The sequence below is a fragment of the Isoptericola sp. S6320L genome (assembly GCF_023015685.1).
GTDB lineage: Bacteria > Actinomycetota > Actinomycetes > Actinomycetales > Cellulomonadaceae > Isoptericola > Isoptericola halotolerans_A.
Window position 1 is genome coordinate 1 of sequence record NZ_JALKAT010000056.1, and the last position, 11313, is coordinate 11313.

8 protein-coding genes are annotated in these 11313 nt (G+C 71.9%); 1 reads left to right on the forward strand and 7 read right to left on the reverse strand.

What is annotated here, in order from left to right:
• Positions 1–58: 58 nt before the first annotated feature.
• From MWU57_RS17605 to MWU57_RS17635, 7 genes are all read right to left on the reverse strand, one after another.
• Entirely contained in the window at positions 59–2422 is a 2364-nt protein-coding gene (locus MWU57_RS17605) for a rhamnogalacturonan lyase (RefSeq protein WP_246910994.1), read from the reverse strand.
• Between the two features lie 94 nt (positions 2423–2516).
• On the reverse strand, positions 2517–3107 hold the full coding sequence (locus MWU57_RS17610) for a hypothetical protein (RefSeq protein ID WP_246910995.1): 591 nt from the start codon (positions 3105–3107) through the stop codon (positions 2517–2519).
• 77 nt (positions 3108–3184) lie between these two features.
• Positions 3185–4096, reverse strand: a complete 912-nt coding sequence (locus tag MWU57_RS17615; protein ID WP_246910996.1) for a carbohydrate ABC transporter permease — start codon at positions 4094–4096, stop codon at positions 3185–3187.
• Entirely contained in the window at positions 4093–5088 is a 996-nt protein-coding gene (locus MWU57_RS17620) for a carbohydrate ABC transporter permease (protein WP_106264803.1), read from the reverse strand. The genes MWU57_RS17615 and MWU57_RS17620 overlap by 4 nt, the downstream gene beginning before the upstream one ends.
• A 68-nt stretch (positions 5089–5156) precedes the next feature.
• Positions 5157–6452, reverse strand: a complete 1296-nt coding sequence (locus tag MWU57_RS17625) for an ABC transporter substrate-binding protein (RefSeq protein WP_246910997.1) — start codon at positions 6450–6452, stop codon at positions 5157–5159.
• Between the two features lie 709 nt (positions 6453–7161).
• Positions 7162–8694 (reverse strand): mannitol dehydrogenase family protein, encoded by a 1533-nt coding sequence (locus MWU57_RS17630; RefSeq protein ID WP_246910998.1) that lies wholly within the window; start codon positions 8692–8694, stop codon positions 7162–7164.
• A complete protein-coding gene (locus MWU57_RS17635; RefSeq protein ID WP_246910999.1) occupies positions 8691–9710 on the reverse strand; it encodes a LacI family DNA-binding transcriptional regulator in 1020 nt (339 codons plus the stop codon). Before MWU57_RS17635 ends, MWU57_RS17630 begins: the two co-directional genes overlap by 4 nt.
• 169 nt (positions 9711–9879) lie before the next feature.
• On the opposite strand from MWU57_RS17635, the gene uxaC reads away from it, so the two are divergent.
• Positions 9880–11301: a glucuronate isomerase gene (gene uxaC, locus MWU57_RS17640; RefSeq protein WP_246911000.1), complete on the forward strand. Its 1422-nt coding sequence runs from the start codon at positions 9880–9882 to the stop codon at positions 11299–11301.
• Positions 11302–11313: the final 12 nt, after the last annotated feature.

Below are 11313 nucleotides of genomic sequence, written 5' to 3' on the forward strand. Positions count from 1 at the left end.
CGAGCGCGGGGTAGACCCCGCGCTCGTTCTGACAACTCGGGCGTCGCAGCGGCTCAGCTCACTGAGCAGCGCCGGGGATCGGCACCTGCGACCAGTCCGTGTCCGAGGCCAGGTAGAACCCCGGGTAGGACGGCTGGTTGTAGGACGTCTGCTGACGCGCCACCTCGACCCGGTACTGCGGGTCGTGCATCAGCGTGTACATCTTGGTGTCCGTGACCTCGGTGGAGAGGTAGACCCGCAGCGCCGAGGAGTCCTCGGTGCGCACCAGCACCTCCTCGCGCCAGTCACCGAGGACGTCCGCCACGAGCGACGGGTTGCCCTTGGTGCCGTTGTTGGTGCGCGTGCCGTCGAGGGTCTTGAGCACGGTGCCGTCGCCGGCCACGATCCGCGGGGTGGCGTCGCCCGACCCGTCGATGATCTGCGTGCTGCCGTCCGCCGCCCAGCGCACCGAGGCGTTGGTCCCCGGCGTCGAGGCGGCGACCGTCTCACCCGTGGCGCTCAGGGTGCCCGAGCCGTCGGAGCCGCCCGGCATGGAGCCCCACACCTCGATGCCCGGCACGTCGGTGTCGACGTCGCCGATCATGCACCGGCCCGTGTCCCGCCCGGAGTACGCGCCGAAGAGCACCTCACCGGTGGCGGCGTCACGCATCGCCGTGCCGTACGGGGCCCAGGCACCGCCCTCGTGGCAGGTCCAGATCTCCAGCCCCGGCCGTGCCGGGTCGATGTCGGTCACGTGCATGGCGTCGCCGTGGCCCAGGCCTGCCTGCGCCCCGGGGTTCGCCGAGCCCTCGGGCAGCTCGTCGAACGAGGAGTACAGCAGCGAGCCGTCGTCGTCGATCGTCGCCGAGCCGTAGACGATCTCCTGCTTGCCGTCACCGTCCACGTCGGCCGCGGACATGGAGTGGAAGCCCTGCGTGGTGATCGAGCCGAACTCCGGGTCGGTGCCCGGCACGCCGTGCGGGCTGTCGTTGAACGGGTTCGACATCGGCGTCCAGCCGGAGTCCACCAGCCACCGCTGGGTCAGGCTCTCGCCGTCCCAGTCGTACGTGGCGATCGTCGAGCGCGTGTAGTAGCCCCGCGCGAACACCGCCGACGGCGTCTCCCCGTCGAGGTAGGCCACCCCCGCGAGGAACCGGTCGACCCGGTTGCCCGGCTCGATGCGGCTCATGGCGTAGTCGCCCCAGCGCAGGCCGTCGTCGAACCGCGCCGGCTCGTAGTCCACCGTGTCCATCGGGCGTCCGCTGCGGCCGTCGAACACCGACAGGTACTCGGGGCCCGAGATCACGAAACCCTCGAACGCGCGCAGGTCGTTGCGGCCCGAGCGCTCCGGGGCGTAGACGTCCATGAAGTAGTCGGCCAGCTCGCGCGCGTCCGCGTCGGAGAGCGGGTACTCGTACCGCGGCTCGATACCGAAGGCCTCCTCGAGGGTGGCCGGCCACTCCCCGCTGGTCACCTCGGGGTAGTCGGCCCAGTCGCGGAACATCTCCACGACGTGCTCGTAGTAGTCGGCCGCGCTGTACCGGTAGTCGTCGGCGTGGGTGACGCCGGCCTCCCGGTCGTCCTGGGGGATCGTCACGTACCGCTCGCGGGTCGGCTCGCCGTCCCGGTACGTCGTGACCTTCGTGCCCGGCGCCGTCTTGACCATGACCTCGGCCCGGCCGTCACCGTCGAAGTCGTACACCGGGAACTGCGTGTAGTGGGCCCCGGCACGGATGTTGACGCCCAGGTCGATGCGCCAGAGCTGCTCGCCGTCGAGGGTGTACGCGTCCAGGTACTCCCGGCCGGTGTACCCCTTCTGCGACACGTCCTTGGCGTTGGACGGGGACCACTGGACGATCACCTCGTAGGTGCCGTCACCGGTCAGGTCCGCGACGGACGCGTCGTTGGCGGCGTAGGTGTACTCCTCGCCGACCGGGGTGACGCCGTCGTCCGGCTTGTTCAGCGGGATGTCCAGGTGGTCGTCGGCCAGCGGCACGACGGCCTCGCTGCGCTCGCCCCAGCGCACGTGGCTCTTCCCGTTGCCCTTGCTCTCGCCCTTGCCGGGGTGGCTGTCGCGCAGCGGCGCGACGACGTAGCGCGAGGTGGCCTCGCCGTCGGCGTCGACGTAGTTGGTCGAGTCGGTGACGGTGCCGATCTGGCGCCCGTCGCGGTAGACGGCGAACCCGGTGCCGGCCATCCCGGTCTCGGTGGACCCGGTGACCTCGTCACCGAGGAGGCGCCAGCTGAGGAACACGCCCTCGCTGGTGCTGGCCGCGACCAGGCCGCGGTCCAGGTCCTCGAGGACGACACCCTCGTGACGGTCGTGGCCGTGCCCGGGTGGCCCGTGGTGGCCGCCCGGTGCGGCGGTGGCCGCCGACCCGAAGGCCAGGGCCCCGACGGTCGCGGCGGCGACGGCACAGGCCGTCGTGCGGTGGAGTCGCATCGCGTGTTTCCTCCTTGCATCGTTGCAATCAGTGCACTCGCGGGGTCCACCGGGTCTCGGTGGACCTGTCCCCCCGTCTCGCGGGCGGGACGTCTCAGGTGGTGCTGCCCGGCTGCGTGCGTCGGCGCGTCTCGACGCCGACGACGGCCAGGGCCAGCAGGCCGCCCACCACCAGGGCGAGCGGCAGGAGCATCCACACCAGCACGGCCGCCATGAGCACGGCGGCGGCCAGCAGGGCAGATCCGGTCAGGTCGTCGGTGGCGCGCCCCGTGGCGACCGACAGCGTGGCGCGCGTGCTCGCGCCCGGGACGGGCTCGCCGTCGTCGTCCGACCACGCGCCGGCGGCCCGGAGGACGACGGCGACCGCACCGGCCGCGAAGAGGGCCACGACGACCGCGACCACGGTCGCGCCGGGGATGACGCCGGACGCCGCGAGCTGCCAGTCACCGATCAGCAGCACCGCCAGGGCCACGACCGCCAGGCCGAGGAGCCACAGGCTGCGGACGGCCGCCCACCAGTCGGCCGCGAAGCGGCGCAGGGTGGTGTCGTGCCCGGTGAGGTCGCGGCGCAGGTGCGCCACGCCTGCGGCCAGGGACGGGACGAGCGTCACCAGCGGGACCGACCCCACGGCGACCAGCACACCGGTCACCGCGACCTGGGCGAACAGGTGCAGGCTGGCCAGCATGCCCCCGTCGGCCCCCCGGCCGCGCTGCCGACGGCGGCGGGGCCCGGGGGCTGACGAGTCCTCGCGGCGTACCACCCTCAGCCCTTGAGGCCCTGGGTCGCGACGCCGTTGATGAGGAAGCGCTGGAAGACGACGAAGAAGAGCATCACGGGCAGCAGGGCGAGGACGGCCATGGCCATCTGTGCGCCGTAGTCGGAGACCGAGGTCTGGTCGACGTACTGCCGCAGCGCGATCGGCATCGTGTACAGGCTCGGGTCCTTGAGGTAGAGCAGGGGCCCGAGGAAGTCGTTCCACGACCAGATGAACGTGAAGATGCTGCTCGTCACGATCGCGGGGCGCATCAGCGGCAGGATGATCCGCCAGAAGGTGCGCCCGTGCCCGCAACCGTCGATGCGGGCGGCCTCGTCCAGCGAGCGGGGGATGCCGCGGATGAACTGGACCATGAGGAAGATGAAGAACGCCTCGGCAGCGAGGAACTTCGGGGCCAGCAGCGGGATGTAGGTGTTCACCATCCCGAGATTGTTGAACAGGATGTACTGCGGGATGATCGTGACGTGGAACGGCAGCAGCAGCGTGCCGATCATGATCGCGAACATCACGTTGCGCCCCGGGAAGCTGATCCGGGCGAACGCGTAGGCCGCCACGGTCGAGGACAGCACGGTCCCGACCACGGAGAGGCTGGCCAGCAGCAGCGAGTTGCCGAAGAACGTCCAGAAGCTGACGCCGCCGATGCCGGACAGCGCCGAGACGTAGTGCTCCATCGTCCAGACGTCAGGCAGCAGCTGGACGTTGCCGATGATGTCGGAGTTCGGCTTCATGGACGCGAACAGCATCCACGCCGCCGGGTAGAGCACCACGACGGTCGCGACCACGGCGACGGTGTGGAAGAGGACCGACTTCACGCGGCGGCGGTTCTTGGCGGCGGCACGGCGCGCCACGGCCGCGTGGTCGACCTGGGGAGTCGGCGAAGGTGCGGTGAGAGTGGTCATCGTTCGTCTCCCGTGTAGTGGACCCAGCCCTTGGAGGTGCGGAACATCAGCGCCGTGATCAGGGCGACCACGATCACCAGGACCCAGGCCATCGCCGAGGCGTAACCCATCCGGAAGTCCTGGAACCCCCGCAGGTACAGGTACAGGGTGTAGAACATCGTCGAGCCGGCCGGCCCACCGGTCCCGCCGGAGATGATGTAGGCCGAGCTGAACACCTGGAACGCCGCGATGGTCTCCAGCAGCAGGTTGAAGAACACCACCGGGGACAGCATCGGCACGGTGATCGCGAAGAACTTGCGCACCGGGCCCGCGCCGTCGCACTCGGCCGCCTCGTACAGCTCGGCGGGGATCTGCTTGAGGCCCGCCAGGAAGATCACCATCGGTGCGCCGAAGCCCCACACACCCAGCAGGATCAGCATCGGCAGGCTCATGGCGGGGTTGCCCACCCAGCCGCCCAGGTCGATGCCGAAGACCCGCTGGATCCGGTCGACGATCCCGTCGTCGGTGAACATCACCTTCCACACGATCGCGATCGAGACCGACGCGCCGATCAGGCTCGGGGCGTAGAAGATCGACCGGTAGGCGCCCTGGCCGCGGTGCTTCATGTTCAGCAGCATCGCCACCGCCAGCGCCGAGGCCAGCTTGATCGGCGTGCCCAGCAGCACGTACCCCGCGGTGACCTGCGCGGACTGGATGAACCGCGGGTCGTTGAACAGGTCCACGAAGTTGTCCAGCCCCACCCACTGCGGAGCGGTGAACAGGTTGTAGTCCGTGAACGCGAGGTACAACGAGGCGAGCATCGGGAACGCCGTCAGACCCACGAACCCGATGATCCACGGCGACAGGAACGCATACCCCGCCCGTGTGTCGGACCGGCTGTACTTGCGCTTGGGCCTGTTCAGCAGGGGCGTCTCGGCATCGTTGCGCTGCAGGTGCTGCGCCGGGACGGGCTGTCCCGGGGTAGCGACCACACCCGGATCGATTGAAGCCATGATGGTGGAACCTCCGGGCGTGCGGCCCCGCGCCGCCGGGCGCGGGGCCGCACGCTACGTAGAGAGCGTCAGGACTGGCCGACGGCGTCGGCGGCGAACAGGAACCACTGCTCGACGAACTCGTCGACCGTGATGTTGCCGTAGCCGAGCTCCTCGGCCAGGCGCTTGTACTCCGCCTCGATCGAGCCGAAGCCCTCGACGGGCAGCGGTGCCGGCTCGGTCACGTCGGGGGCCACGGCCTCCTCGTAGGCGAGGACGGTCGCGTCGACCGAGCCCTCCTCGACCTCCATCGCGTCACGCTGGGCGGCCACGGCCGGGACACCCTTCGAGGTGCCGAAGATCCGCCCCACCTCCGGGTCGTTGACCAGGAAGTCGATCAGCGCGGCGGCCTCCTCCGGGTTCTCGGAGTTGGCGCCCGAGGAGAGCAGCATCGAGGGCTTCCAGAACTGCTGCGGCCCGTTGTCGCCCGAGGGCATGGGCAGCATCTGGATGTTCTCGGTGCCCGAGTCGGAGATGTAGCCGGCCAGGAAGTTGTCCCAGCTCATCTCCGAGGCCGCCTCGTTGACGGTGAAGCCGCCCAGCGGCAGGAGCTGGGTGGTGCGCTCGGCCGGGAAGAGCGCGTCCGACTCGCGCAGGTCCGAGGCGAGGTTGAGGAACTCGGTCATCTGCGCCTCGTCGAACGCGAGCTGGCCGTCGTCGGTGAACGGCTGCTCACCCTGCTGGATCAGCCACTGCAGGAAGAACCAGAAGGTGCCCGTGTAGTCGCCGGTCCCGTAGATCTGCGGGTCCATGTCGGCGCCCGCCGCGGAGACCTCGGCGGCGAAGGCGTTGTAGTCCTCCCAGGTGTAGCCCTCGGCGGGCGGCTCGATGCCGAGCTCGTCCAGGAGGTCGCCGTTGTAGAAGAGGGCGAGCGTGTTCTGCGAGGTCGGGATCCCGTACTGGGCGCCGTCGATCTGACCCGAGCTGAGGAGCGCCTCCTCGAAGCCGGCGGTGTCGATGGAGCTGCCGGAGAGGTCGGCGAGCTGACCGGTGCTGCCGTACTGCCGCAGGTAGGACAGGTCCATCTGGAACACGTCGGGGAGCGACTGGCCGGCGGCTTCCGTGTTGCGCGCGGTCCAGTAGTCGTCCCAGGCCTGGAACTGGGTCTGGACGGTGACGTCCGGGTTGGCCTCCTCGTAGAGGTCGATGGCCTCCTCGTACTTCGCGGCCCGGTCGTCGTTGCCCCACCAGGCGACGGTCAGCGTGACGTCGCCGCCCTCGCCGTCTCCGGAGTCGGTCGAGTCACCGCCGCCGCACGCGGTCAGGACGAGAGTGATGGCGGCGGTCGCGGCGACTGCGCCGGCGGCCTTGCGCGTGATCCTCATCGGAGCCTCCTTGCTCAGGTGTGCCGACGCCGAGATGCCCCCTGTGGCGCCTCTGTCCCGTCGGCTTGAAACGATACAATACAGGTCTCAGCCCGCGTGTCCAGCCCCTCCGGGAAAGCGCTTCATCACGATCCGGCAACGAGCGCCGGGCTCCGGTCGGTCCCGGCCGGCCCGCCTCCGATGCAGATGTGAGCGCTCACAACAGTGTCGAGGATAGGTGATCCGGGTCTCACGCCACGCCTCGTGGTCGCCGACGATCACGCAGGACGCACGGCGCGCTCCGCCGTCGGCGACTGCTCCCCGAGGTAATGAGGAACTCGCCGAGGTAGCGAGGAACTCGCCGAGGTAGTGGGCGGCTCGCCGAGGTAGTGAGGAACTCACCGAGGTAGTGAGGAACTCACCGAGGTAGTGAGGAACTCACCGAGGTAGTGCCCGGCTCGCCGAGGTAGTGGGCGGCTCGCCGAGGTAGTGGGCGGCTCGCCGAGGTAGTGCGCGGCCCGATGACGTCGTCAATGCCCGCCGGCGGACCACGGCGGGCCTGCAGGAAGGCGCTGGCCGTACGACGAGCCGACCACGTCCGCGGGTGGGACTACTTCGGCGCGAATGGCACTACCTCGCGGCGCTCACTACTACCTCGCGAAATGCGCCACTATCTCGCGGCGCTCGCCCCTACCTCGGCGCCGTGGGCACTACCTCGCGGCGCTCGCTCCTACCTCGCGACGGGTTCCGTGGTGGCCGGCTCCGCCGCGGCCAGCCGTGCGGCCTCGACCGCGACCGCGTCGAGCAGCACCGGGTCCGTCCCCGCCCCGCCGGGCAGCAGGCCCGGCAACGCCGTGAGGGCCCGGGCCACGTCGTCGGGGCGCGCGGCCCCTGCGTCACCGCGGCCGACGGCGGCGACGACGGCACGCAGCTCGTCAGCCCGCGGGTCGTCGACCCCCCGACCGGCCACCGCCTCGCGGCGCACCACCTCGGACCAGGCCGCCAGCGCATAGGCGGCGCCCATCGGCACGACCCCGGCGGCCAGGCGCTCGACCACGGTGTCGCCCCAGCGGTACGGGATCTTCTGGGTGCCGTCCATCGAGACCTGCAGCGTCGTGTGCCCGGTCGCCGGGTTCGCGAACCGCTCCAGCAGCGACTCGCCGTAGGCATCCAGGTCCGCGCCGGCCGGAGCCGTCAGCGTCGGCAGCGCGTCCTCGAAGAGCAGCCGGCGCGCCTGCTGCGCGATCTCCGGGTCCTCGACGGCCTCGGCCATGGTCGTGCGTCCCGCGAGCCGGCCCGCGTAGGCGAGCAGCGAGTGTGTCCCGTTGAGCAGCCGCAGCTTGGCGCGCTCCCAGACCGCGACGTCGTCGGTGAGGGTGGCGCCGGCGTCCTCCCAGGCGGGCCGGGGCCCGGCGAACCGGTCCTCGATGACCCACTGCCGGTACGGCTCGCCGACCACCAGGCCCTCGTCGCGCACCCCGAGCCGACGCTCGACGGCGTCGCGCTGCTCGGCGGTGGTGGCCGGCACGATGCGGTCCACCATCGAGCACGGGAAGGTGACGTGGGCGTCCAGCCAGGCGCGCAGGCCCGTGTCGCCGGGCACCGCGGCGTCCATGGCCGTGCGGACCAGCCCCTCCAGCACCCGGCCGTTGTCCACCATGTTGTCGCAGGTGAGCACCGTCAGGGGCAGCGCCTCCCCGGCCTCGCAGGCGGCCCGGTAGCGGGCGGCCAGCCCGCGCACGAGCAGCCCGATCGCGGTGGACGCCGCCGTCTGCCCGCCGTCCTGGACCGCGGCGGTCATCTCCTGCTCGGCGGCCAGCGCGTCGAGGTCCGGTCGCACCAGCGCCAGGTCGAGCCCGCCACGGGCGTCGCGGCAGTAGCCCTTCTCCGTCACCGTCAGCGTGACCAGGTGGGTGGTGGGGGCGGCGATCGTCGCGAGGACGCGCGGCGTCTCCTCGGCCGGCCACGCGACGTCGAGCACCGAGCCGACGAGGTCCAGCGAGGTCTCGTCGCGGCCCGCCGTCAGCACCGCGTAGACGCCGCCCTGCGGCCGGAGCTGGTCCCGCACCGACGCGGACCGCTGCGTCACGCCGAGGATCCCCCAGCGCAGGTCGCCGCGGGAGCGGGCGGCGAGCTCGGTGAACATGGCCTGGTGGGCGCGGTGGAACGCACCGATCCCCAGGTGGACGATGCCCACCGACTCGGGGTGCAGCGGGGCCTCGAGGTCGGCAGGGACGGTGTCGCGGTGCAGGCGGTCGTTCACAGGGCTCCTTCGGGACGGTCAGCGGCGGGCGGTGCGGTGGAGGCCCGCACCACGAGCTCGACGTCGAGTGCCGGCACGTCCGGCGCGACGCCGGCCCCGGTCCCGGCCCCGCGGCCGGGCACCGTGGCCACGAGACGGTCGACGGCGAGCCGGCCCAGCCGGCGCAGGTCGACGTGCAGCGTGGTCAGGGGCGGGGTGACGAGCGAGGCGACGTAGGAGTCGTCGCAGCCGACGACGGACAGGTCGTCCGGCACGTCGAGGCCACGGGCGCGGAGACGGTCGACGAGCCCGACCGCGACGAGGTCGTTGAACGTGATCACCGCGGTGGCGCCCGAGGCCACCACGAGGTCGGCCGCCGCCTGCCCGCCCTCCACCTGGGGGCGGAACGCTCCGAGCGCCACGACCTCGACGTCGTCGTAGCGGGCCGAGGCGTCGGTGAGCCCGGCCCGACGGCGACGGTCGCTCCAGGACGCCTCGGGCCCGCCCACGTAGGCGATGCGGTGGTGGCCGAGGGCCCGCAGGTGCTCGAGGGCGCGCCGCATGCCGCCGCGATGGTCGGCCTCGACCGCGGGGACGCCGTCGACGTCGTGGTTGATCAGCACGACGGGGCGTCCGCCGAGGGCGTCGAGCGCGCGGGCGGGGGCGCGCGGCGAGCACAGCACGACGCCGTCGGTCTGCGGGGCGAGGGCGCCGATCGCCTCCGCCTCGAGGTCGGGGTCCTCGTCGGTGTCCACGATGAACAGCCCGGCGCCGCGCTCGCGGGCGCGCTCCTGGGCGCCCTTGGCGACGGCGGCGAAGTAGGGGTTGGCGAGGTCGGGGACCACGAGGCCGTAGGCACCCGAGCGGCCGGCCCGGAGCACCGCCGCGGCGCGGTTGGGCCGGTAGCCGAGCTCACGGGCGGCCGCCTGGACCCGGTCCCGGGTCGCGTCGGCGACCTTCTCCGGCGTGGCGAGCGCCCGCGAGACCGTGGAGATGGACACGCCGGCCACCCGGGCGACGTCGTGCACCGTGACCATGAGCCCTCCCTGGCTGACGCGTCGGCACTGTCGGCGCCGCACCCGTGAGGGTGCGAACGTTTGCAACCGACTTCTTCGGGGACAGCGTAGCGCGTCGACGACGTGGCGCTCGGCTTGCGCGCACCGTAGGATGCAAACGTTGTCACCCCCACTCGACGAGGAGACGCACGTGAGCGACCCGTGGACCCTGCACCCCGACCGGGCCCTGCCCGCCGACCCCACCACGCGGGGCATCGCCCGCGAGATCTACGCGGCGACCCGGGACCTGCCGATCGTGTCGATGCACGGCCACGTCCCGGTCGAGTGGTTCGCGCAGGACTCCTCGTTCGGCGACCCGGCACAGCTCTTCGTGGTGCCCGACCACTACCTGACGCGCATGCTGGTCTCCCAGGGCGAGACGCTGCCGCGGCTCGGCGTCGGCTCCACCGACACCGAGCAGGTCGAGACCGACCCCCGCGAGATCTGGCGACGGTTCTGCGCCGGCTGGCGGCACTTCCGCGGCACCCCGACCCGGTACTGGCTCGAGCACGCGCTCGTGGAGATCTTCGGCGTCACCCAGCGCCCGTCGGCCGAGACGGCGGACGCGATCTACGACCAGGTCGCCGCCCGCATCGCCGAGCCGGGCTTCCGCCCCCGCGCGCTCCTGGACGAGTTCAACATCGAGGTCATCGCCACGACCGACGCCGCGTGGGCACCCCTGGAGGACCACCGGCGCCTGGCCAAGGACGGCTACGGCGACCGCGTCCTGCCGACGTTCCGGCCGGACCCGCTGCTGCACGTCGACCGCGCGACGTGGCGTGACGAGATCGTGCTGCTCGCACGGGCCGCCGACCACGAGGTCGACTCGTACGACGACTACCTGACGGCGTTGCGCGCCCAGCGCCGGGCGTTCGTCGAGGCGGGCGCACGCGCCACCGACCACGGGCACCTCGCGGCGGACACGACTCCTCTCGACGACGCCGAGGCCCGGCGCATCTTCGACGCCGCGCTCGCCGGGACGGTCACGGCGGCGGAGGCGGAGGCCTTCAGCGGGCACATGCTGTTCCAGATGGCGGCCATGTCCACCGAGGACGGTCTGGTGATGCAGCTCCACCCGGGCGTGCTGCGCAACCACGCGACGGCCCCGTTCGCCGCGTTCGGTCCGGACAAGGGCTACGACATCCCGGTCGTCACGGAATTCACGCGGTCGCTGCGGCCGCTGCTCGACGCGTTCGGGCACCACCCGGGCTTCCGGATGATCGCCTTCACGGTGGACGAGGACGTGTACTCGCGCGAGCTCGCGCCGCTCGCGGGGGTCTACCCGGCGCTGCGGCTCGGCGCACCGTGGTGGTTCCTGGACGCGCCCGACGCGATGCGCCGGTTCCGCGAGGCGGCGACCGAGACGGCGGGCTTCAGCAACATGAGCGGGTTCGTCGACGACACCCGTGCCTTCTGCTCGATCCCGGCCCGTCACGACCTCGCCCGGCGGATCGACGCGGGGTATCTCGGCCGGCTGGTCGCGGAGCACCGGCTCGACCTGGACGAGGCGGCCGAGACCGCCGTCGACCTCGCCTACCGCCTGCCCCAGGCCGCCTACCCCGCCCCCCGGTAGCGTTGTGGGCGC